Genomic DNA, 25,184 nt, shown 5'->3' on the forward strand with positions numbered 1-25,184 from the left:
TAAATACGGGTAAGAATAGAAAAACCAAAGCTATACCTTTAGGCAGTAAGTTAAGCAAATCCTACTGGCATCCTCCTGCAGCATGCTGCCAGCAACGGAGGGCGCCACCCGAGCCGAAAAGCAAAAACCTAAGTAGAACGCAAAATAGAAGACCAATTACAAAAACGTCCTAAATCCAACCAAAAAAACTAGTAGAATGAAAGAGGTTAACAAGGTATTCTTCCGAATGATTACGGGAGTAAGCAAGTACGTAAAAGGCTGCGATGCGCTCAGCGCCATTCCGGCGGCCAAGCAGTTCGTCACCGAGGCCGAAGCGCTAATCGGCAAGGGCGAAAAGCTGATGGTGTACCTCGAGTCGGAGGATAAGCTCATTAGCGTAGCCGTAAGCACCGCCACCGACAAGGTGATTGCCCCGCTGTTCGCCGTCGTAAAGGCCGAAGAGCTCTACTTCACCAAGCAGAACAACCTGCCCCTGGTAGCCGGTCTGGCTCCCTACAACGTCACCGAGGAGCTGCTCACCACCGTAGAGGCCAACATGCAGGTGCTTACCGCCGCCAACGCCAAGCAGGAAGCCTACAACGCGGACAAGAAGGTAAAGCGCACGGAGCTCGAGCAGCTGGTAAACGAGGGCAGGGGGATGCTCGACGAGATGGACATGGTGGCCGACATCATCAGCCTCACCCACCCCGAAGCGTTCAAGGGCTACACCGAGGTGCGCAGCAAGAAGGAGTACGCCGAGCGGCTGACGACCATCACCGTGCTCAACAGCGAAACCGGAAAACCCGAGGAGAACGTCCGCGTGCGAGTGCTATCCACCACCAGAACGGTAGACGGCAAGCCCTTCGTGCTGCTCGACCGCAAAACCGGCAAAACCGGCGAGGTGCGCAACAGCAAGCGCGAGTTCGACATCTACAACATAACCGCCGAAAAAATTGCCTGCGATATAGAAAGCCAGCAGCTTGTCCTTGCCGACAGCACCCCGCAGCGGATAGAGCTGCGGCTCAAGAAGAGGAAGATGTAGAGCTAGGGTTTACCCTTTCTACAATGGGGAGGAGCGGGTGCAGCGCAGCAGTTCCTCCTTTTTCCTGGCCATAGACCATGCGTACTCTGCAAGTTCAACTTCTGTTGAATGCACAGGAAAAAATTGCTATTATGCCACCCTATTTTAAAAGATTATTCAACAAACAAACTGTTAGCGTATGTTTTTACAAAATAAAACTTTAATACTAAAGGTATCATTAGTCCTTTGGATTATCTTTTCTTCGATTTATATTGCTTATGGACAGGTAACCCTTCCTAAAACAATTCCAAATTCGCCTAATGCCACAGCCTTTTTGAGATATGGAGAAATTCCTGTAGACATAAGTTCGGGGGTTCCAAAAATTGAGATCCCAATTTACAACTTGGATGCAGGATTTGTGAAAATACCAATTTCAATAACCTATCATGCATCTGGGATAAAGACTAGTGATGCCGCTACAAATGTCGGGTTAGGATGGTTTTTAAATGCGGGAGGGCTTGTTTCCCGAGTGGTGCTAGGTAGATGTGATTATTCTTACAATTTCCAACCAGATGCTCCCAAAAATCAAGTAGATATGGGAAAGTATATTGATGAAGGACATTCTTATAGAGAATACTACAACAAGTGGTTGTGTTGCGGAACAGACATGTATTCTGATAAATATATATTTAACACACCCACATGCTCAGGAACCTTTAGGATAAACTTCTTAAACAGAAAAGCCACCACAGTTCCATCTGATAATAATATTATTGATTTTGATAATAGTCAAGAGTATGTTAGAATAACAGATAGTCAAGGTAATACATGGTTTTTTGAAGAATCGGAAAAAACTTGCAGTCAAGACAATTGTGATGGATATCCTGTTATGTGGTACCCATCTACATGGTATATAACAAAGGTTGTAAACTACAATAAAACAGACTCTGTTATCTTTAACTATAGCGAAGATATTGCAAACGCATTTAGGGCAGATAATTTATCAAGATATCTTCAATACACTAGCGCAAGCGCCCCTTGCCTAAATCGCAGCATGTGCCCTGTAAATAGTCTAAATACATATGAGAGTTCTGTTAATACAAACACATTTAGAATAAAATTGCTAAAAAGCATATGCCACAAAAATAAGACTATCTCATTTAAATACTCGTTAGACAAAAAATTTTCAAAAGTTACCCAGTTGGATACAATTGAGATTTCATGTATTAATAGAAAAAAAATAGCCGTACTATACCACTCTTTTTTCGGAAATGATATGTCGATCTGCAATAAAGATGCTCGCCTCCGGCTTGATTCACTTTCGTTTGTAAACCCAGACAAAATTGTCGAAAAGGAAACCTATAAGGTGAAGTATAATAGTATGAATCTACCCCCATATTTCTGTAATGGATGTGCAGGTGGAGCATCATTTATAGAGGATTATTGGGGGTACTACAATGGAACATCATCTAATATTTCACAAACGCCTGCTGCCGTTATTGAATCATCAAAGAATTTATTTAGAGAAAAATATAGTAATTTGCTTAGTCAAGCATCAGATCGTCTGCCCAATGAATTATATGCAAAAGCATGTATTATAGAATCTATCGAATATCCGACAGGCGGCAAGACTGTTTTTGAATTTGAGTCTAATTATGCCCAAAATGCCTATACATTTTCTAAGGACAGTATAATTGGCGGGTTAAGGGTAAAAAGAATATTGAACTATTTGAGATCTAACTTAGCAGCAATAAAAGAATATAGATACTATGCCCCTTCGGTTGCTGTAATTAGTTCGGACAACTATTTGAAAAATTGCCTCCTTGGTCAGGTATCACCAGTAAATAATTATTACATCCGTTGTGAACATCCCTATTATAAGATATTATCGAATCCTATAAGACCTATAACAAATGGGAATGGAAGCATTGTATATTATAGGTTGGTTGATGAAATAGTGAAAGATGAAAATAGAATTTATGGGAAAACAAGCTATAGCTTTTTTTCTCCACAAGAAGAAGATCAGTATTCATATTTTTCGGGTATAGACTCACCTGAGGTATCAATATCAGATTATGATTGTGGCAGTTATTCACCCCTAATGAATTATAAAAGTACGTACGAATTTTCAAATGGAGAGTATAAACTAGTAGAATTAGAAGAGAATAATTATAGAAGAATTGAGAGGGGGACATTTAATACTGGACTTGCAGTAATAATCAACAACATGTACTTTGATATCGATGGGACACCACATAGTAATTATACTTGTATTCCAAATTGGTGGTATGAAACAAAAGCAAATAGAGATATTTGGCTCTTAGCAGAAAATAAAAAAACAGAGTATTCGAAAGATGGTTTAAGATGTGAATTGTATACATTATATGAATATGATAGTAGGGGACAACTAAGAAAACGGTACTTAAAAACTAGCTCTGGAAAGATAACGAAATCAAACTACTCGTACAGTTATGACTTTTGTAATCAGAATCCGTACGATAAAATGCTTAATAAAAACATCATAACCCCAATTGTAGAGCAAGTTGATTCTGTAGACAACAAATTTATTCGATCATTAAAGACGAACTACATTGATTGGGGAAATACTGTAATTGCTCCGCAAACTATTGAAGAAACAAGTGATAAAGGAAAGTATCCAAAAGTATTGCTACGCTATTGGGGATACGATAGCATGGGGAATCCTTTAAGTGTTTCTAGAGGGGGTAACTTTACCACCTCTTATTTATGGGGGTATAGCAAATCTTTCCCTATAGCAGAGATTAAAAACTCACAAAACAAACAGATTGCTTATACTAGCTTTGAACCACATTCATCTGACGGTTGGGATTTGACACCGATTACAATTTTACCTTCAGAGGGGACTTCTGGTTTTTATCAAGCATTGTTGCCTCAAGGTAAAACACTCACAACTCCACTATTATCTGAAGACGATTATTGGATTGAGTTTTTTGCAAAAGGTCTTAACAATAGTAGTATTTGTATTAACAATGTGCTATATCCTCTAACTAATGAATATAAATTCTATAAAATAAAAAGTAGCCTAAGTAAAAAAGGGAGCTTTTCTTTTTCAGTATTCGGATCCTCTTGCTATCTCGATGAAATTCGAGTTTACCCTCTTAACGCAATAGTAAGCACCTTCACATATGATCCAATGATTGGTATTACCTCTGAAACTGACCCCAGTGGTAAAACAGTAAAGTATGCCTACGACTCATTTGGACGACTGATGAATGTGACAGAGCTAGGCAAGCTTGTATCCAACTACGACTACAAGTACTACAACCAAGCAGCAGGCAACGGTAGCTTTAGCAGTAAAAGCTACAGCTGGACTTTTAGCAAAAACACCTGCCCGGCTGGTTACGTTGGCGGAGGGGTTGTTTACACGGTACCCGAGGGTAAGTATACCTCTACCATCAGCCAGGCCGATGCCGATGCTAAGGCTCAAGCGGAGGCTAGAGATAAAGGGCAGGCCTATGCCAACGATAATGGCACATGCTACTACCTGAATACCAACACCAGCTCTGTTGGCATTGCTCCTAATCCTGGATTAAACAGCACGCTGACAATCACCTCGAATACCGACTGGAATATCCAAGGTGTTCCCGAATGGTTGAGCGTTAGCAAAACTTGGGGAAGCGGTAATGCCACCATTACCATGTCTCCAACGGTGGCTTACGACAGCTCGCAGAAGCGTCGTGCAACGCTTACGCTATATTCTACCAATGTGTCCATATCCAAAACAATAGAGGTTTACCAATAGCAGAAAACCGATCACCCTACGAATATGAGAAAACATACTATCTGCATATCTCTTCATATTGCTCTTCTGGTGGCAGAAAACCTTACCGCCATGGGTCAACAGGTTAACCCCACCACGGGCCAGAACTACATTGTCAAGCGCATGCCCCGCGAGGGTACTACCGCTGTGATTGACCTGCTAAAGCTCCCTGCCGCAAAGCAGGGGGCCACCATCGAATACTACGACGGCCTCGGTCGACCCCTACAAACCATAGGGGTGGCGGCCACGCCCAACGCTGACGGCTCCGCCTTCAACGACCAGATCACCCCGCACGTGTACGACGGCATGGGGCGCGAGTACCGCCAGTACCTGCCGCTACCCAAGGCGCAAGGGGTAGGTGCTGGTGCCTACCAGACCAACGCTGTAGATGCAAGCTATACCACTAGCTGCGACCACTACAAGTTCTACAACCCGGCTGTACCGAACGGTATTGCCCCAGATACACGCCCCTTTGGCGAGACCATTTACGACGGCTCGCCGCTTAGCCGGGTGGTTTCGCAAACCGGACCCGGTAGCAAGTGGCAGAGCCATCCTGTGAGTACTGCCTACGGCACCAATACGGCTGGCGAGGTGATCCTTTGGACGGTGGCCGACAACGGCACGCTTACGGGCGGGCTGTGCTACCTGCCAGGCACGCTCTACCGCACGGCAGTGCAGGACGAGGATAAAACCACCACGGTGGAGTACAAGGATATGGAGGGGCGCGTGGTGCGCAAGGTGGCCGACTACGGAGCTGAAACCAACCCTGTACACCAAAACGCCACCACCGACTACGTGTACGACGACTTTGGCCGCCTGCGCTGGGTGCTACCGCCCAAGTACATGGCCTCGCTCGACACCAAGGGACTTCCCAAGGGGCTGCCCGCTAATACTAGCTTGGTGCAGGGGGCGCAGGAGCTTAAAAATACAACTAGCCAGGCGAAGTACGTGCTGGCACCTGGTGCCTCCCTAACGCTACTTCCAACCTTTGTGGGGGGAACAGGCTTCACGGTCTCCCCAGGAGCAGCCCTGGAATCGCTCGACGCGCTGGCCTACTACTACGAGTACGACGGCTACGGGCGTATGATTAAAAAGAAGCTGCCCGGGGTAGAGCCTGTGTACATGGTGTACGACAGCCGCGATAGGCTGGTGGCGGTACAGGACGGAGAGCAACGGAAGTCGAACCGCTGGCTCTACACCCGCTACGACGCGCTAAACCGACCCGTAGAAACGGGCTATATAGCAAAGAGCGGAACAAGGGCCGATATGGAGAGTACGGTTAATGCGGCCTTTGCTGCAGCGCAGTACGATACCCCATACACCGGGAAACTCAACGGAGTTGAATATAGCACCTACACGCGTAATAGCTTTCCCAGAGTGGTGAACAAGGTGTATGTGGATGGTGTGATAGACTCGCTTACCTACACCTTCTACGACAGCTACGCCAACGGTGGAGCTGCCAACCTTGGCGGTAGCAAGGTGTACGATCAAACGGTAACCACCAACGTTACGGGGCTACCCACGGTTAGCAAGGTGAAGGAGCTCACCACCAACACCTGGAGCACCACCGCCACCTACTACGACGAGAGGGGACGGGTAATTCAAACCGTAAAGAAGGGGCTTTACCCTGATGCCAAGGGAACAATGACAGTATCAACCGAGCTGAACTTCGTTGGCCAGCCTAAGAGGATTAAGGAAGAGCAATCCTTTAAGCCTTCCGCTACAGCAGGCGCCATTACCACAAGCATAGAGCGACGCTACGACTACTACGACAGTGGCCAGCTGCGCGGCGTATATGCCAAGATGAATAATGCTGCAACGGAGGAGACGCTGGCCACCTACACCTACGATGCGCTTGGCCACGTGCTGCAGAAGAAGTACGGAGGCACCGATCAGAAGCAGCACTACGAGTACAACATCCGCGGCTGGCTCACCAAGATCAACGAGCCCAACACTGCTGGGGACGACTTCTTCGCAATGAGCCTGGCGTATGAAGCGCCTGAGGTGACGGGCGGTCAAGCACGGTACGGTGGGAACATTTCCTCAATGGTGTGGCGTACACAGCTGGACAATGACGGTAATAAGCCAAAGAAGGGCTACGGTTTTGCCTACGACGCGCAGAATAGGCTTACGGGTAGCAGCTACGCCACCACCGATGCGCTTTCTGCTAGTGATGTCTACACCGAGAAGAGCCTTGGCTACGATGCCAACGGCAATATCACAAGCCTAACCCGTACCAATGGGGCTAGCACCGCCACGACCTTCGGCTACGCCTACAGCGGTAACCAGCTGCTCAGCATCAACGGAGGTGCCGCCTACCAGTACGACGCCAACGGTAACGCCACCAAGGATGGTTACAAAGGGTTTAGCATTGGCTACAACGAGTTGAACCTACCCAAGAGCGTGAGCAAAGGTACCCAAACCGTAAGCTATACCTACGACGCTACCGGGTCGAAGCTGGCAATGGTGGATACAGATAATAGTGGCCGCTACTACCATGGCAGCATGGTGTACGAAAGAAGTAAAGAAGGAGCCTTTTCGTTCGGATACGCTCTACACGACGAGGGAATGATAAAATCAACAGACAATGGGTTTGTGTACCAGTACAACCTGAAGGATCACCTCGGGAATACCCGCGCCGTCTTTAAGAAAACAGGAGTGGGGCTAAATACCATGCTATTACAGGCTGCCGACTACTACCCCTTCGGGAAGTCGTTCGAGAATAAGGATGTTCCAAATAACCGCTACCTTTACAACGGTAAGGAGCTCCAAAATCTAACCATTGACGGCGCCCACTTCGACTGGTACGACTACGGCGCACGGTTCTACGACCCGGAACTGGGCGTGTGGCATAGTTTTGATCCATTAGCAGAAAAAAAGTTTTGGATTTCACCATATGCTTATTGTTCAAATGATCCGATTAATAAAATTGATCCAGATGGAATGGATGATGTATATAACAGTCAAGGAAAGTTTATCGAACACAATAAGCATGAAATTGACAAAAAACAAGATCATATTGTAATCCGGGAACCAAATTATGCCAAAAAATTTTTGGTCGCTATAGGCTTTGGAGATAGTAAGTTTGTAAAAAATATGGCAGACAATATTGATACACGCATAGAAAAAACTACATTATCTGCAGAAGCCTATTCAAACGTGTTTACTAATATTTTGTCAGAGACAACAGGAGTAAAAATGAATAATTTATATAATGGTTCCGTGTCTGTAGTTATAAGTCATAATGATTGGAATGTGGATGATCAGTATAATTCACCAAGTTTGAACGCTAATCAGAATGCCTCAGAAGGTCTTTATGAAGGTCAAACAAGGATAACGGCATCTATTATAAATTCAGGAGATAAAGATGATAATAGATTTCTCTTTTCAACAACATCAAATGTTCAGAATTTATTGGGTGCTCATGAAAAAATTGGTCATGGTCAAAAGGGGTTGTCCGATCATACAAGAACCCATAATGTATATGAATATCAATTTAGACATGATTCATGGAAAAATACAACACAGCCTTTTAAAGAGTATATGAGAATTGTTCACAAGCAAGAATTAAACAAATAAAAACATGAAATATATTTGCTTGGTATTAATCGTAGCCTCATCACTCTTAATTTCTTGTACTCACATTGAGGAAAGCAAGAAACAAAATTGTAACATTGGAAGGATTAGAATAAGTAAGCATAATGATGACTGTCCTGGAGGATACCACGTTTATGTGTCTTTGAAAATAGTAAACAACACCAATGATACTTTATTTTTGCCAAGCAGTGATTCGATAGGTCAATTTCCTCGTTCTGCTTTTATCGGCCGCATAACTCACGATAAAATTGAATTCAGAGAACTAAGAAGTAGGTCAAAGATTCTACCAAAAGATTCTATTTATGTCCGGTTAGTTAGTCTGTATTATAAACCGAGAACTAACGATTCAATTTTTCTTAAAGAGATTAAAAAAGTAAATATTGAGTATGAATATCCAAAGAGTAACAAACAGACTTCCAGCAAATACATTAAAAAAATAAATGTTCAAAGAACTTCAAAAACTAGATTTGAAATTTTAGAAGACAATAAATCTATTGAAGGTGTTTTTCTTTTTGGAAATGAAGAGTTTAAGTAGATGTTTAAAATCAGCCTTAGATAGCCTTTGCTAGCCGAAGAGTAGAATAAAAGCACAAGGTTCTGCGATATTTGCAATTTTGCAGAACATAAGCAGTGGTTTGTAACCGCCATAAAACGAGAATAAAAAAGCCTGGAGCAATCTGGGCTTTTTTGCGCTATAGGGTGGAGATATTCCCCCGTGCTGAGCGAAGTTTAATCAGCGAACAAGGCTAGGCGGCATTTACAATGCCGTCTGACATAAGTAGCGGTTTGCAACCGCCATAAAACAAAAAGCAGCCGCTTGGTGAGAACCGGGCGGCTGTTTGGTTATAGTGTGGAGATGTTTTTTTTTGGAATAAGTCCTTGAACTTCTTTTTGGTGAGCATGGTGTTGATGATTCTGGATGCCGATGAGCTGCTGACAGTATCGAGTAAACTCAACTTCGTAGGACAGCCCGATGAGGTGAAGGAGGTACAAACGTTTAATGGCAATACCACCACGCTGGTGCGCACCTACAAGTACTACGACAGCGGGCAGCTACAGGAGGTAACAGCACAGCTGAATACCAACCCGGTGGAGACGCTGGCCTCCTACACCTACGATGCGCTGGGCCACGTGCTGCAAAAGAATTACGGAGGTACCGATCAGAAGCAACACTACGAGTACAACATCCGCGGCTGGCTCTCCAAGATCAACGAGCCCAACACTGCTGGAGCTGACTTCTTCGCCATGAGCCTGGCGTACAACGCACCTGAGGTAGCAGGAGCCGATGTAAAACCTCAGTATGGCGGCAACATCGCCTCGATGGTGTGGCGCACCAAGATGGTTGACGGTACTCAAAACAAGAAAGGCTACGGCTTTGCCTATGACGGGCTGGATAGGCTGAATGTTGGTGCCTATGCCAAAGACAACGGCTCGGGCACCCTAGTAGCCGATGAAGCCTATGCCGAAAACATACCGCTTTACGATGAGAACGGAAACATCCGTACTCTTGTTCGTAAGAATGGCAGCAAGGAGGCTACCACTTACGGCTACACCTATAGTGGAAATCAGCTTAGCAAGATAACCTTAAATGGGGTAGATAAAAATCCTTACATCTACGACGCCAACGGCAACGCCACCACCGATGGCCGCAACGGGTTTGCAATACAATACAACGAGCTGAACCTGCCCAGGAGCGTGAGCAAGGGCGGCCAAAGCGTAAGCTACACCTACGATGCCACCGGGGCAAAGCTGGCGGTAGCTAACCCCGACGGCACCGCCCGCTACTACCACGGCAGCATGGTGTACGACCAGCGCAAGAGGCTGGCCTATGCCCTACACGAGGAGGGTATGGTGCTGGGCAACGGCACCTACCAGTACAACCTGAAGGACCACCTGGGCAACACCCGCGCCATGTTTAGCAAGGCGGCTGGTGCTGGGCAAACGCCAGCCCTAGCGCAGGCCACCGACTACTACCCCTTTGGGAAATCGTTCGATAACGTAAATGTTCCGCAAAACCGCTACCTTTACAACGGCAAGGAACTGCAGGACCAGTACATTGGCGGTACCCCCTTCGGCTGGTACGACTACGGCGCACGGTTCTACGACCCAGAGCTGGGCGTATGGCATACGATGGATCCTTTAGCTGAAAAGTATAGGAGATGGAGCCCTTACAACTACTGCGTTGATAATCCGCTGAGGTTTACGGATCCAGATGGTATGGATATATGGAATATCAATGAGAACGGGGGAATTCAGTATGTTAAAAACACTAAGAAAGATCAGATTAACATTGTAAATAGTGATGGAATTAAAAAATCTTCCATAGAATTTAAATATGGCACTATACACAATAAAGAAATGAAATATCAGGATGAAAAAGGTAATGAAAAAAACATGACATTTCTCAATATTACAGGAGATAATAATGGGAAGAAGGTGTTTGAATTCTTAGCAAATGGTACAAAAGTAGAATGGGGCCATTTGAAGGTCGGTAAATCAGATGGTGAAAAGGGCGAAAATTTAATAGCAACAGGTTCAAGTGAAACCTCAAAAGAAAATGCTAACGAATCAAGTAATGCCGCAGGAGCAGTAGTAAAGGGCTACGGTTATAATATCAGAGAGTTTAATCACAACCATCCTAACGGAACCTTGCCTTCTAACTCTGATATAAATTTGCGGGATAAATACCCTGGGACCAAACTAAATGTGTATACTGATGGTCATTATATACCATATACAACTACTGCAGATCTTATGAGAATTGCTTATCTTGAGGCTTTAAGAGAAAATGGCGTCAAAATCTATTAATGCTATGAAAAAGCATTTTTTTGTTATCCTTTTAGTTTTACCAGTTTAGGAAGTTTTGCGGTTGACACTTTCTATAAATATATCCACAGTAAAGAACAAGTTTCTCTGCTCGAATTTAAAGATAATTCCTTAAAAGAAGTGATAAGTTCTTTATTTGAAAAGGAAAAGAGGTGTAAATATTACACTGATTCTCTTATGATTTCTATACGAATTTCGTCATACCCTAACGATTCATGTACCTTTAAAAGGTATTATTTATTGTTACTCGAGACGGGAGTAAGTAAATATACCTTTATCCATTTAAAACCGGCAGGGGTCTTTTGCATAAACAGACATTTATGTTTTGTCTATGGGGAAACTCCTACACGCATGTTTATTAAAACAAATCGGAAATTGAATGTAAACTATAGAAAGCCTGTTTACAGAAAATTAAAGAAAGGAGAAATACCAAGAATTTGTAAAGAAGATGAAATAGACGATTCATATTCCCAGTAGTTATACTCATATTGCAACAATGGATTTAAGATGGTTGAAGAACATCAATTTTGCGATGGGTGGAATAAAAATACGAATCCCCACAATCGGTAGACTAAAAGCACAACGTTAGGAGGCATTTAGTTACACTGAGTTCTGCTTCGCTACGGTTGTAATTTCGTCTAACATAAGCAGCGGTTTGTAACCGCAATAAAACGAAAATAAAAAAGCCTGGAGCAATCCGGGCTTTTTTGCGCTATAGGGTGGAGATGTTTTTCTGGAAGAAGTCCCCTTGCTCACCGTAGTCTAATTAAACGCACGAGGCTCGCCTGCATTTGTAATTCCGTCGAACTTAAGTATCGGTTTTATAACCGCCAAGCTAGCAAATCCATACACCAGCGCAGCCACCACCACGGTTGCGCTTTTCTTTTTTGCCGCTACAGGCAACCAAGTCCTCCGTTCTCCGAGCGGAGCCGAAGGGAAAGCAGCCCCGCGTACAATCTGGAAAAGCACGTTCCCTCTTTTCTTTTGGTGAAACCCATATTTACATCTGTTTTGATAATAAAAGGTATAAATACGGATGCAAATAAGAATTAAAGCTATATCTTTAGGCAGTAAGTTAAGTAAATCCTACTGGTATCCTCCTGCAGCATGCCGCCAGCAGCGGAGGGCGCCACCCGAGCCGAAAAGCAAAAACCTAAGTAGAACCCAAAATAGAAGACCAATTACAAAAACGTCCTAAATCCAACCAAAAAAACTAGTAGTATGAAAGAAGTTAACAAGGTATTTTTCCGAATGATTACGGGAGTAAGCAAGTACGTAAAAGGCTGCGATGCGCTCAGCGCCATTCCGGCGGCCAAGCAGTTCGTCACCGAGGCCGAAGCGCTAATCGGCAAGGGCGAAAAGCTGATGGTGTACCTCGAGTCGGAGGATAAGCTCATTAGCGTAGCCGTAAGCACCGCCACCGACAAGGTGATTGCCCCGCTGTTCGCCGTCGTAAAGGCCGAAGAGCTCTACTTCACCAAGCAGAACAACCTGCCCCTGGTAGCCGAGCTGCACACCACCCGCTCCGAGATCAAGAACGCCACCTACAAGGCCATCAACGATAGCGTAGGCACCGTGCTCAAGCTGGCCCGCGAAAACGCCGCCGGGCTGGTACCCTACAACGTCACCGAGGAGCTGCTCACCACCGTAGAGGCCAACATGCAGGCGCTTACCGCCGCCAACGCCAAGCAGGAAGCCTACAACGCGGACAAGAAGGTAAAGCGCACGGAGCTCGAGCAGCTGGTAAACGAGGGCAGGGGGATGCTCGACGAGATGGACATGGTGGCCGACATCATCAGCCTCACCCACCCCGAAGCGTTCAAGGGCTATACCGAGGTGCGCAGCAAGAAGGAGTACGCCGAGCGGCTGACGACCATCACGGTGCTCAACAGCGAAACCGGCAAACCCGAGGAGAACGTCCGCGTGCGGGTACTATCCACCACCAGAACGGTAGACGGTAAGCCCTTCGTGCTGCTCGATCGTAAAACCGGCAAAACCGGCGAGGTGCGCAACAGCAAGCGCGAGTTCGACATCTACAACATAACCGCCGAAAAGATTGCCTGCGATATAGAAAGCCAGCAGCTTGTCCTTGCCGACAACACCCCGCAGCGGATAGAGCTGCGGCTGAAGAAGAGGAAGGGTAACAACCCCAGCTAGCCCTCGGAGGTAGGCACAATCATTGGATTCATCTGTATACTTAATTATTTGTTGTTCATGGAGAGGTTACCGCGAGGCACCCTCTCCTTTTTTTGCACCCGCGGCACAACCGCCGCCAATAATCGCTAAATTGCCCTTGTTCGGTAATGGGCTTCAACCTTCGCCTAACGAGGGTAGAAGGGGTGTTGCCCGTAGGGCATTCCGACTTGTAGCATGTCGCCACATCGGCAGATCTTACCTCGTAGAGGTTAAACCAGTCCTAGCGAGGGATGGGCGTGTTGATTAATTGAAACAAACTACCATATCCTACAACCCGAAGCCCGTAGGGTCTTCAACATGAATAGCTCAAGCTAAGCGGATGATCGGGTTATATTTTTTGAAAGAAAAGGATAGAAATTAAGTGCCAGTTCATGATTGAAACTGTTTATCCTCCCGCCTGAGCGGGAGGTAGGGGTGGGTTAAGAACGCTAAGTAAAGTAAAATATTGATTTAAACGAGTAAACCCACCCCCTGCCCCCTCCCAAGGAGGGGATAACGAGCCATGAATATACATTTGAGTTTTGAGAAAAATCCTTAGATTGACGGCTATGCCCCCAAGGGGTTGAACGTATTCGCAGGGAAGCGGGCAAAACCACCGATACCCCCGCTTAACGAGGGGCCATAGGCTAAGTCCTGCTCTTAATTCGCATTTAAACCTAAAAATGATAGATTGTATGAAACAGCTATTCCTATTCTTTATCGGCGTGTTGTTTGCTTTTGAAGCATCGGCACAATTCGGACAGTGGGGGCCACAAAGCAAGGTGGAAACCAAAACTATTCACAGCAACGTTTTGAATGCCGATCGCGACTACACCATCTTCCTACCGAAGAGCTACGGTACTGATGCGAATCGTAGGTATCCAATTCTTTACCTTCTGCATGGAATGTCGGGCGTGAATACGAGTTGGTTTGACAACGAGCACGCCAAAGAGGTGGCCGACCAGCTCATCGCATCCGGCGAAGCCTGCGAAATGATTATTGTATCGCCCAATGCTGGTGGAAACGTCTCCGACGGTGCATGGAATGGCTACTTCGATATGCCGGGCTGGAAGTATGAAACATTCTTCTACTCCGAATTTTTACCCTTTATCGAAAAAACCTACCGTGTTATTGGCGATAAGCAGCACCGCGCTATTGCTGGTTTGTCAATGGGCGGAGGAGGTGCCACTGCCTATGGGCAAAAGCACAGCGACATGTTTTCGTCGGTATATGCAATGAGTGCTTTAATGAACATCCCACAGGAAGGAGCAGTCCCCTCACAAAATCCCAACGACAAGATGGCTTTGCTCACCAAGTCGGTACAGGAGAATAGCTGCATAAAGTATGTGGCTGATGCCGATGATGCCCGCAAGGAGCAGCTCCGAAGCGTGAAATGGTTTGTTGATTGTGGCGACGACGACTTCTTGCTCGACCGTAACATCGAATTCACTCAGGCCATGCGCCGGCAACAAATCCCCTGTGAATTCCGCGTACGCGATGGCGCCCATACCAGCGAATACTGGCACTCGGCACTCCTTACCTGCCTACCATTTGTGTCGAGAAATTTTGGGAAGTAAGCTGTTCTGATCATCCATTTCGACGACAAATGATGCGTAGAAAAATTTAAAAGTCCTCTTGTTAGGCGAAGGCTATCACCCATAGCCTTCGCCTAACGAGGATAGAAGGAGAGTTGCCCGTAGGGCATTCCAACTTGTAGCATGTCGCCACATAGGCAGATCTTACCTCGTAGAGGTTAAACCAGCCCGTCATAGCCCTTGTTCGGCTGAGGCTGGAGTCTTCGCCTAACGAGGGGATTGGGGGTGAGTCGGTTCTACGAAGCGGTTAGCACATTTTCGTCGCTTACAGATGTATATATTGACAGCTATGGGTGTTTTGATTGTAGAGCGAAAGCACCTCCTCTTTATGAAAAACAGCAAAAATTGTAATACTTACTAGCAATGGTTCGAATATTTTATATGCTAGCTTTCATGCTTGCAGGTTGTAGCGAAGCTGCTGCACAATCAGTATATCAGTTTAGCCCTTTCAAGGGAAGTGCGCTTGAGCAGTATCGGCATCTCCAAAAGGACTCACTATCCTATGTAAAGGAAGATTCTTGCTTTTACTTCGAGATGTACGGGACCATAATGTCTTTCATGTGCGAATACGATAGGGCGCTCAATGTATTCGACAAGCGAAATAATGCAGCTGACAGCTTTTCGTTGGATACAACCCGTTATAACAGGAAGAACTATCGCCGTATAGATGCCAAAAAGGAGATTCTTCGGTTGGCGGCGCAGCATGATGTTCTTCTTTTAAACGACATTCACCACTACCCGTCACCCCGTGTATTCCTTTACGATATTCTGGATGGGCTAAGAAAGCTGGGCTATAAGTATATTGCACTTGAGGCGTTAAATGTGCAGGATACCCTTTTAGGCCAGCGGAAGTATCCAGTAGTTGGGCTTACCGGTGTATATACCAACGAACCAACCTTCGGGGAGGTCGTTCGAAAAGCACTTGAGCTGGGCTTTACGCTTATTCCCTACGATTATGGTTTTTCGAACATGAAAGATCGATTTAGAGTATCATGCCTCAATATCTTATCGTCCATAAAAGGGGTTAACCTTAATAAGGACAAGCTCATCGTATTTGGCGGCTATGGTAATATTGAAGAAAAAACAAAAAATAGGCTAGGATACCTCTTAGGTGATGCGCTAAATCAAGATGTGCTGTCGGTTAAAAGCAACGTCTATGCACCCCATGGGCTCAGCCACAGTAATGCCGAATTTAAGTACCTAGTTAACGAATTTAAGATTGAGGTTCCTTCAATCATTAAGCATCGGACGAATATAAAAGGAGAATGCTACCTTACCGATGGTACAGTTGATGTTACCATTGTTACACCAGAAGCTTACCTGACTAAAATGTATTCCATTTTAAGCTACAAAAAGGGGGTATGTATTATTCCTGAAAATATTCGAGCAAAGGTCTACTACATGACTATTACGCTGGATGGGGAGTTAAACGGAGTTCCACTTTATCAGGTACTGGTAAAGCCAAATTCGGCACAAGTATTCTACTATACCGCTAAAAATAGGCGCTGTATATTAAAGCTTATGGATGAGCACGAGGGTGAACTTTACAAGCTAGAGTTACTGTAGATGCCTATCCCTTGTTCGGCTGAGGCTATCGCCTTAGTCGAATCTATTCTGCAGGCTATAGCCTGCAATGATAGAGCTGACGAAGGCTGGAGCCTTCGACTAACGAGGCAGGAACCTTCGCCAAACAAGGAAATGCCTATGCCATGCCCATTCCCAACTCACCCCTAAATCCCCTCTCTTAGCCGAATGGTTGGTTAACCAGTAAAAGAACGTTGCGGCTTCTACCTCCTTTACTCAGGCGATGCCTGCTCGTCGAAAAAGAGGGGACTTCCAGCGCTCCGATTATGCTGCAGCCTATATCCGTGCCGCAGCCCCCTCTTTGCGAATGGCAAGTAGTCGCTTACCGTATGGGCAGGCTCTCCAATGCCATTCGGAGAGAGGGGGATTGGGGGTGAGTCGGATCTGCGAAGCGCGCTTAGCACTTCTTTCGTTGCTTACCCATCCTTAGCTTAACGGCTATGGGCAGGAACCTTCGCCAAACAAGGAAATGCCTATGCCATGCCCATTCCCAACTCACCCCTAAATCCCCTCTCTTAGCCGAGTGGTGGGTTAACCAGAAAAAGAACGTTGCGGCTTCTGCTTTCTTTACTCAGGCGCCGCCTGCTCGTCTAAAAGAGGGGACTTCCTACGCTCCGATTAAGCTGCAGCCTATATCCGTGCCGCACCCCCCTCTTTGCGAATGGCAAGTAGTCGCTTACCGTATGGGCAGGCTCTCCAATGCCATTCGGAGAGAGGGGGATTGGGGGTGAGTCGGATCTGCGAAGCGCGCTTAGCACTTCTTTCGTTGCTTACCCATCCTTAGCTTGACGGCTATGGGCAAAAGCCTTCGCCTAACGAGGGGACTTCCAGCGCTCCGATTAAGCTGCAGCCTATATCCGTGCCGCACCCCCCTCTAGTAGTCGCTTACCGTATGGGCAGGCTCTCCAATGCCATTCGGAGAGAGGGGGATTGGGGGTGAGTCGGATTTGCAAAGCGCGCTTAGAACTTCTTTCGTTGCTTACCCATCCTTAGCTTGACGGCTATCGGCAGGAGCCTTCGCCTAACGAGAACTTCCTGCGCTCCGAATATGCTGCAGCCTATATCCGTGCCGCAGCCCCCTCTTTGCGAATGGCAAGTATATGCCGCTTACGGTATGGGCAGACTCTCCAATGCCATTCGGAGAGAGGGGGATTGGGGGTGAGTCGGATCTGCGAAGCGCGCTTAGAATTTCTTTCGTTGCTTACCCATCCTTAGCTTAACGGCTATGGGCAGGAACCTTCGCCAACTAGAGTTGAATGTATTCGCTGAATAGCGGGCAACTCCATCTATAATCCCCATTCTATTCGCTACAAAACCCACGTAGCGCCCACCAAGCATCATCAGCATTTGCATGAATGATAATAATTTCCGTAAGCGGTAGAACCAAAGCGGAGAATTGTTAAATTGCGCCCTAATTTATAGTCCTAAGCCTTAGGAAAGCATAGTAGTAGTAGAGCTCTTCTTTTCGGTGCACTGTCCGGGGTATCGTGGCTTGCAGGATAGGTAGATACACATAACAGCGCCGCTGATCTTAAGCGCGCAGCAGCAAGAAGCGGTCGCTCTAGCGGAGCTGTCGCAGATGTGTGATCCTGAAAGAAATGGATGCCTATAAAGCACCAGCCAATATAGACAAAAGCAAACCACAGCCAACAACTAGCCCCAAGCGGGGCAACCAAAGCTGTTAGCCATTACCATTATATGAGAAAAATTGTACTTCTTTTCCTCTCGCTAGCCTGCAGCATAGCGCTGCAAGCGCAGGTTTCCAAAACCGTTAACGTGGCCACAGCAGGAACCCTGACAACCCTGCTTACCCCCGCCGAACAAAGCTCGGTTACCAGCCTTACCGTTACCGGAAGCATCAACAGCTCCGACATTACCACCCTAAAGGACATGACGGCAAAATACAGCCTGACTAGCATCAACCTCAGCGGGGCTGCCATTGACGGTAATGCTATACCATTTTATGCATTCTGGATGTGTGATAAGTTGAAATCGATAGCTATCCCCAGCTCGGTTACCGCCATTGGTGATTATGCGTTTTTTGGTTGTAGCGGACTAACCTCCGTAACCATACCCAGCTCGGTGACCTCCATTGGCAATTTTGCGTTTTGCGGTTGTAGCGGTCTAACCTCCGTGAATATACCCAGCTCGGTTACCGCCATTGGCGATGGTGCGTTTCGTCATAACAGCTGTTCCATTACGGTAGATGATGGCAACCCCAGCTATAGCTCCACCTATGGGGTGCTTTTTAGCAAAAATAAATCGACGATCATTTACTTCCCCTCGAATAGAGCGAGCTATTCCATCCCCAGCTCGGTTACCGCCATTGGCGATTTTGTGTTTTTGGATTGTAGCGGCCTAACCTCCGTAACCATACCCAGCTCGGTGACCTCCATTGGCAATAATGCGTTTAGTGGTTGTACAGGCCTAACTTCCATGAACATACCCAGCTCGGTTACCGCCATTGGCAGTAGTGCGTTTTTTAATTGTACAGGCCTAACCTCCATGAACATCCCCAGCTCGGTTACCTCCATTGGCAATTTTGCGTTTTCCAACGCATCCAGCAGCTTAACGGTAAACGAGTACCGCAGCGATGGGGGCTCCGTTTCCCTAGGCTTTGAGGCCTTTAGCCAACCAGCAGGTGCTAAGGTGCTCCATGTACTACCGGGAAGTGCGGCATCGTACGGTAGCTGGCGTTCCTGCTTTACCATCGTCGAAGATTTATCCATTTTAGCGACGCAGGGGGCTACCGGCATAGCCGCCACCACGGCCACCGGCAACGGGTCCATAACCTGCTTAGGCGCCTCCACTACAACGTACGGCATCTGCTACAGCAGCACCAATGCCACCCCAACCATAGCCGATAGCAAAGCCGCGTTAGGCACCCCAGCTGCCACCGGGCCATTTACTGTTTCGCTTGCCGGCCTTACGCCCAACACGCTCTACTATGCGCGGGCGTATGGCACCAATAGCGGAGGAGGGGGCACCAACTACGGCGATGTGGTTACGTTTACCACCATGCCCGCTCCGGTTGCCCCTTCGGCGGGCGATGGCTCTGCCAGCAACCCTTATCAGATAGCTACCCTCAGCGACCTTAACTGGCTCTCGCAAACCTCTTCGGTGTGGAACAAAAATTTCATCCAAACAGCCGATATTGATGCTTCGGCCACCTCCAGCTGGAATGGTGGTAAAGGCTTTTCGCCCATCGGAAACACTAGTACGACCGTTTTTAGTGGTAGCTACAATGGCTTAGGACATACCATCAGCGGGCTCACCATCAACCGTCCTACCTCTGGCTATATAGGTCTTTTCGGTGTTACAAACCACGCCACCATTCAAAACCTTGGATTGACAGGATGTTCGGTATACGGGAATCGGTATACCGGCGGATTGGTGGGCTATAATACCACTCAATCTACGGTAAGCAGCTCATACGCTACAGGTACTGTGTCTGGCAATGATGCTGTCGGCGGATTAGTGGGAGATAACTATCATTCCACGGTAAGCAACTCATATGCTACAGCCACGGTGTCGGGAACTACATCTATCGGAGGGTTAGTGGGGAATAACGAATCTGGGTCATCAATAAACAACTCGTATGCATCAGGCACTACCCCCGGAACTTCGTATACTGGCGGATTAGCGGGAAATAATTCAAACTCCACGGTAAGCTACAGCTTTTGGGATAACACAAAAGTACCTACCAGTAACGGAGTTGGTTCTGGAGCATCTACTGCCACAATGAAAGCCCAGAATACCTTTACCGCGGCCACGTGGGATTTTGTGGAAGAATCCACCAACGGCACAGCCGATATATGGGCAATTTCCGCAGATGTAAACAATGGATATCCCTGCTTAAAATGGCAGCTTTTACCGCTAGTTGCTACGCAAGGCGTAACCGCTATTACAAGCATATCGGCAACAGGTAATGGAGCCATCACCTCATTGGGCTCATCGGGCCTTACTCCAACCCATTACGGCATCTGCTACAGCAGCACCAATACTGTACCAACCACTACCGATAGTAAAGTAGATATTACGGCCTCTGCTGCCACCAGAACCTTTACCGCTTCGCTCACCGGATTAGTTCCTGGCTCTACCTATTATGCAAGGGCGTATGCTACTAATGCCAAAGGTACCAGCTACGGCGATGTGGTTACGTTCAACACCCTGCAGGTAGCACCTACCATAAGCTACACGGCTTCATCGCAGCTTTTTACAGTAGGAACAGCGGTTTCTGCGTTAACCCCAACTAACAGCGGAGGGGCAGTACCGGCCACTATACCCAACGAGGTAAGCACTCTTGCGGGCAGCTCCCAAGGATATGCCGATGGCACCGGAGCTGCGGTTCAATTTAACGACCCAACAGGAGTGGCAACCGATGCGGCAGGAAATGTTTATGTTGCGGATCAAATTAATCATAGAATACGAAAAATAACACCCTCGGGAGTAGTGACTACCCTTGCCGGAAGCTCCCCGGGATATGCTGATGGTGCAGGAACGTTGGCTCAATTTAGCAACCCAAGAGGTGTGGCCACCGATGCGGCAGGGAATATTTACGTTGCAGATCAAAATAATCATAGAATACGAAAAATAACCCCCAACGGAGTAGTAACTACACTCGCAGGAAGCATATCAGGCGATGCTGATGGCACAGGAACAGCGGCTCAATTTAGTTACCCAACAGGAGTGGCCACCGATGCGGCCGGAAATGTTTATGTTGCGGATCAAATTAATCATAGAATACGAAAAATAACACCCTCGGGAGTAGTGACTACCCTTGCCGGAAGTTCCCAGGGATATGCTGATGGTGCAGGAACGTTGGCTCAATTTAGCAACCCAATAGGAATGGCCACCGATGCGGCAGGGAATATTTACGTTGCAGATCAAAATAATCATAGAATACGAAAAATAGCCCCCTCGGGAATAGTAACCACCCTCGCTGGAAGCTCCCCGGGATATACCGACGGTACTGGAGCGGCGGCTCAATTTAACTACCCCCTCGGAGTGGCAACCGATGTGGCAGGATATGTATATGTGGCCGATGTAAACAATAATAGAATCCGGAAAATTGCTTCCGATGCCACGGTCACTACCCTTGCCGGTCACTTCCAGGGATTTAAAGATGGCATCGTAACGGAGGCTCAATTTTGCCTACCCTTCGGAGTGGCTACCGATGCGGCAGGGAATGTTTATGTTGCTGATCAACGTAATCATAGGATCCGAAAAATAACCCCTTATGGCTACACCATAAGCCCTACATTGCCTGCCGGTTTAAGCTTCGATGCCAAAACAGGAGCCATTAGCGGAACGCCTACGGTTATTTCTCCCGCTACAACATATACCATTACGGGTACCAATGTGGCAGGGGCAAGCTCTGCAACCATCACCATTGAAGTGGGTAAACGAAAGCTTACGGTTAACGACCCATCCCTTACCATATCGAAAGTTTACGACGGCAGTAATACGGCAGCAGTAACAGCAGGCGCCATCACCAATAAAATTGGCACCGACGACATTTCGGTATCGGCCACCGCAACCTATGACAATGCTTCTACGGGTACCGGCAAAACCGTTACCGTAAGCTACACCATTAGCGGTGCCAATGTGGCAAAGTATACCGCACCAGACAATTACGTGGTAAGCACCGGCGAAATTACACCCCGTAAGCTAACCGCAGGCAATCCTGCGCTAAGCCTGTCGAAAACCTATGACGGAACACCTGCAGCTTCCGTAACTCCCGGAAGTATAGCTAACAAAGTAGGTACCGATGACATTTCGGTATCGGCCACCGCAACCTATGACAATGCTTCTGCGGGTACCGGCAAAGCCATTACCGTAAGCTACACCATTAGCGGTGCCGATGTGGCAAAGTATACCGCTCCGGACAATTACGTGGTAAACATCGGAGAAATTACTGCCAAGGCCATCACCGTTACCGCCGACGATAACCTAGGAAAGGTCTACGGCAATGCCGACCCGGCCCTTACCTACACCGCTTCGCCTGCCCTACTTGGCAGCGATGCATTTACCGGCAGCCTCACCCGAGCTACGGGCGAGAGCGTCGGCAGCTACCCCATCGCTCAGGGATCGCTTTCGGCGGGTGGTAATTACGCCATCACCTTTGCACCTAAAAGCTTTACCGTTACGCCAAAGGCCATCACCGTTACCGCCGACGATAACCAGGGAAAGGTCTACGGCAATACCGACCCGGCCCTTACCTACACCGCTTCCCCTGCTCTACTCGGCAGCGATGCATTTACCGGCAGCCTCACCCGAGCTACGGGCGAGAGCGTAGGCAGCTACGCCATCGCTCAGGGATCGCTTTCGGCGGGTGGTAATTACGCCATCACCTTTGCTCCTAAAAACTTTACCATTACGCCAAAGGCCATCACCGTTACCGCCGATGATAATCAGGGAAAGGTCTACGGCAACGCCGACCCGGCCCTTACCTATACCGCTTCGCCTGCCCTACTCGGCAGCGATGCATTTACCGGCAGCCTCACCCGAGCTACGGGCGAGAGCGTAGGCAGCTACGCCATCGCTCAGGGATCGCTTTCGGCTAGCAGCAACTATAGCATCACCTTTGTTCCGAAAGGCTTTGCCATTACGCCAAAGGCCATCACCGTTACCGCCGACGACAACCAGGGAAAGGTCTACGGCAATGCCGACCCTGCCCTTACCTACACCGCTTCGCCAGCCCTACTTGGCAGCGATGCATTTACCGGCAACCTCACCCGAGCTACAGGCGAGAGCGTAGGCAGCTACCCCATCGCTCAGGGATCGCTTTCGGCGGGTGGTAATTACGCCATCACCTTTGCGCCTAAAAGCTTTACCGTTACGCCAAAGGCCATCACCGTTACCGCCAACGACAACCAGGGAAAGGTCTACGGCAATGCCGACCCGGCCCTTACCTACACCGCCTCGCCGGCCCTACTTGGCAGCGATGCATTTACCGGCAACCTTACCAGAACGTCGGGCGAGAGCGTAGGCAGCTACCCCATCGCTCAGGGATCGCTTTCGGCGGGTGGTAATTACGCCATCACCTTTGCTCCTAAAAGCTTTACCGTTACGCCAAAGGCCATCACCGTTACCGCCAACGACAACCAGGGAAAGGTCTACAGCAATGCCGACCCGGCCCTTACCTATACCGCATCCCCAGCCCTACTTGGCAGCGATGCATTTACCGGCAGCCTCACCCGAGCTACGGGCGAGAGCGTAGGCAGCTACCCCATCGCTCAGGGATCGCTTTCGGCGAGCAGCAACTATAGCATCACCTTTGTTCCGAAAGGCTTCACCATTACGCCAAAGGCCATCACCGTTACCGCCGATGATAATCAGGGAAAGGTTTACGGCAACGCCGACCCTGCCCTTACCTACACCGCTTCGCCAGCCCTACTTGGCAGCGATATATTTACCGGCAGCCTCACCCGAGCTACGGGCGAGAGCGTAGGCAGCTACCCCATTGCTCAGGGATCGCTAACCGCCGGAAGCAGCTATTCGCTCACCTTTGTGGGCAAAGACTTTAGCATCGCCGCCAAGCAGCTAACCATTACCCCGCCCAAAGTTGTAACAAGCAAGATGTACGATGGTACCACCACCGCAACAATTACCTCCCTTGGTAAGGTAAGCGGAATTATCCCGGCAGATGCAGCTTCGGTTTCCGTCTTGGGAGCAGCAGCCTACAACAATTCCGCTGCAGGTACAGCCAAAACGATTACCGTAACCTATACCCTCAGCGGTAGCTCCGCTAAAAGCTACCTGGCTCCGGCAAGCGAGGTTATAGCTGGCGGCCAGATATCAGAAAAGATTACCTTGGCCACATTAAAATCGCCCCAGTCGGGATGCGAGGGTAGTGCCCTAAGCCTACCCTACACCATTCTATCAGGCGAGCCAACCCAATACCGAATTATCTTCGGAAGCAAGGCTCTCTCGGCAGGATTTCGCGACATCTCCCTTACCGATCTATCGCCATCCGAGCAGCCCATTAGCATTCCAGTGCCAACGGGCGCTACCGAAGGCGTCTATACGGCCTCGCTCCAAATGGTCAACAGCCTGAACGATGCCAGCGAACTCTATCCGTTCACCTTTAGCATCAACCTGTCATCCGACTATATCGTTACCAAGTTTAACGATGTGGTGCTCTGCAACGATGCCTCCAACCGCTTTACCTCCTACCAGTGGTATAAGAATGGGGCTCCCATAAGCGGGGCAACCAAGCAGTTCTACAACGACCCGCAAGGGTTGTCTGGTGCTTATTCCGTGCAGGTGGTAACCGTTACCGGCGAAACGCTAATGTCGTGTGCCAAAACAGTAACGATGCCTGCGCCAACCTCGGTTACACTAACGGTGTTCCCCAACCCTGTCTACTCCAACCAGGGCTGTTCGGTTAAAATATCAGGCCTAAACGATAGCGAATTACAGGGAACTACGCTGTCGGTATATAGCCTAAAGGGGTTACGGGTATTCCATACCCCAAAGGTCGAATCGCTTAACACCTTAAACATGCCAGTTGGGAACGGCGTTTACGTTGGCCACCTAACCACCGCTAAGAATAAGGACTACACCTTCAAAGTTATTGTTGTTAGATAATCCAAGCGAAACCAAG

10 protein-coding genes are annotated in these 25,184 nt (G+C 47.8%); 9 read left to right on the forward strand and 1 reads right to left on the reverse strand.

Going from position 1 to position 25,184, the window contains the following annotated elements:
- Positions 1-196 precede the first annotated feature (196 nt).
- From ACHZA1_RS08340 to ACHZA1_RS08360, 5 genes are all read left to right on the forward strand, one after another.
- Positions 197-1,021, forward strand: a complete 825-nt coding sequence (locus ACHZA1_RS08340) for a hypothetical protein (RefSeq protein ID WP_320054780.1) — start codon at positions 197-199, stop codon at positions 1,019-1,021.
- A gap of 178 nt (positions 1,022-1,199) precedes the next feature.
- Complete coding sequence (locus ACHZA1_RS08345) at positions 1,200-4,781, forward strand: DUF5977 domain-containing protein (RefSeq protein ID WP_320054781.1); 3,582 nt, start codon at positions 1,200-1,202, stop codon at positions 4,779-4,781.
- Between the two features lie 24 nt (positions 4,782-4,805).
- Complete coding sequence (locus ACHZA1_RS08350; protein ID WP_320054782.1) at positions 4,806-8,378, forward strand: DUF6443 domain-containing protein; 3,573 nt, start codon at positions 4,806-4,808, stop codon at positions 8,376-8,378.
- Between the two features lie 4 nt (positions 8,379-8,382).
- Positions 8,383-8,931: a hypothetical protein gene (locus tag ACHZA1_RS08355; RefSeq protein ID WP_320054783.1), complete on the forward strand. Its 549-nt coding sequence runs from the start codon at positions 8,383-8,385 to the stop codon at positions 8,929-8,931.
- 344 nt (positions 8,932-9,275) lie between these two features.
- On the forward strand, positions 9,276-11,204 hold the full coding sequence (locus ACHZA1_RS08360) for a JAB-like toxin 1 domain-containing protein (RefSeq protein WP_321426981.1): 1,929 nt from the start codon (positions 9,276-9,278) through the stop codon (positions 11,202-11,204).
- Between the two features lie 780 nt (positions 11,205-11,984).
- Here the strand turns inward: ACHZA1_RS08360 and ACHZA1_RS08365 are convergent.
- The gene (locus ACHZA1_RS08365) at positions 11,985-12,191 is read right to left on the reverse strand and encodes a hypothetical protein (protein WP_320054784.1); all 207 of its coding nucleotides are present in this window, start codon (positions 12,189-12,191) and stop codon (positions 11,985-11,987) included.
- A gap of 252 nt (positions 12,192-12,443) precedes the next feature.
- Between ACHZA1_RS08365 and ACHZA1_RS08370 the strand changes: the two genes are divergently transcribed.
- The 4 genes from ACHZA1_RS08370 (at position 12,444) to ACHZA1_RS08385 (ending at position 25,168) form a co-directional block, all read left to right on the forward strand.
- The gene (locus ACHZA1_RS08370) at positions 12,444-13,379 is read left to right on the forward strand and encodes a hypothetical protein (protein ID WP_320054785.1); all 936 of its coding nucleotides are present in this window, start codon (positions 12,444-12,446) and stop codon (positions 13,377-13,379) included.
- A 713-nt stretch (positions 13,380-14,092) separates the two neighbouring features.
- Positions 14,093-14,974: an alpha/beta hydrolase-fold protein gene (locus tag ACHZA1_RS08375; protein WP_320054786.1), complete on the forward strand. Its 882-nt coding sequence runs from the start codon at positions 14,093-14,095 to the stop codon at positions 14,972-14,974.
- Positions 14,975-15,355: 381 nt separating this feature from the next.
- Positions 15,356-16,558: a hypothetical protein gene (locus ACHZA1_RS08380; RefSeq protein ID WP_320054787.1), complete on the forward strand. Its 1,203-nt coding sequence runs from the start codon at positions 15,356-15,358 to the stop codon at positions 16,556-16,558.
- 1,716 nt (positions 16,559-18,274) lie between these two features.
- Positions 18,275-25,168 (forward strand): MBG domain-containing protein, encoded by a 6,894-nt coding sequence (locus ACHZA1_RS08385; RefSeq protein WP_320054788.1) that lies wholly within the window; start codon positions 18,275-18,277, stop codon positions 25,166-25,168.
- Positions 25,169-25,184 lie beyond the last annotated feature (16 nt).

This window comes from uncultured Acetobacteroides sp. (assembly GCF_963667355.2).
Lineage (GTDB): Bacteria > Bacteroidota > Bacteroidia > Bacteroidales > ZOR0009 > Acetobacteroides.